Raw genomic sequence first — 614 nt, 5'->3', positions numbered from 1 at the left:
AGTAGATAATATTAATCAACTTTTCAAGCAGATACAGTGGATTGATAAGCAAGGGACTTCGAATTTTGCACAAACCAATGCAACCTCCCAAAAAATTTGGTTATAATTCAGCCGTTAATATCACCAAAACTACTTAAGGAGGATAGTATGCGGGACCAAAAAGAACGAGTTTACAGTATTGAAAGATTAACAAGAAATGAGTTTGAGTACGCATTAGAATTAAACTTAATTACACAAGAACAATATGACAACTATCTCCAGGAGCTCAATGAATTAACATCATATATTTATGAAAAGTATAAAGATGACCCAAGTTTTTATCCAGATGATTGGGATCAGATAAATAATTACTATGAAAAAATTGTAGCCTTAGATTTTGTTAGAGGCTATATAAAAGAAGGGTTGGAAGACAGTTGGCTTATTGAGATGTAAATAATGAAAGTAGATAATATTAATCAACTTTTCAAGCAGATACAGAGGGTTGATAATCAAGGTACTTCGAATTTTGCACAAACCAATGCAACCCCCAAAAAAATTTGGTTATAATTCAGCCGTTAATATCACCAAAACTGCCTAAGGAGAACAGTATGAGGGACCAAAAAGAGCGAGTTTAC

At 32.9% G+C, this 614-nt stretch carries 1 protein-coding gene; it reads left to right on the top strand.

Annotated features, from left to right (window positions below; all coding sequences use genetic code 11):
* Nucleotides 1-147 precede the first annotated feature (147 nt).
* Entirely contained in the window at nucleotides 148-432 is a 285-nt protein-coding gene (locus tag J3U24_RS11510) for a hypothetical protein (RefSeq protein WP_267347008.1), read from the top strand.
* Nucleotides 433-614 lie beyond the last annotated feature (182 nt).

This window comes from Gilliamella sp. B2785, from assembly GCF_026537005.1.
Classification (GTDB): domain Bacteria; phylum Pseudomonadota; class Gammaproteobacteria; order Enterobacterales; family Orbaceae; genus Gilliamella; species Gilliamella apicola_E.
Note: the sequence above shows the minus strand (reverse complement) of the source record. Positions and strands in the feature narration are given on the sequence as shown.

Bases quoted from the DNA above. Each gene is read 5' to 3' on its own strand.
- J3U24_RS11510 (WP_267347008.1), top strand. From the start codon at position 148: ATGCGGGACCAAAAAGAACGAGTTTACAGTATTGAAAGATTAACAAGA.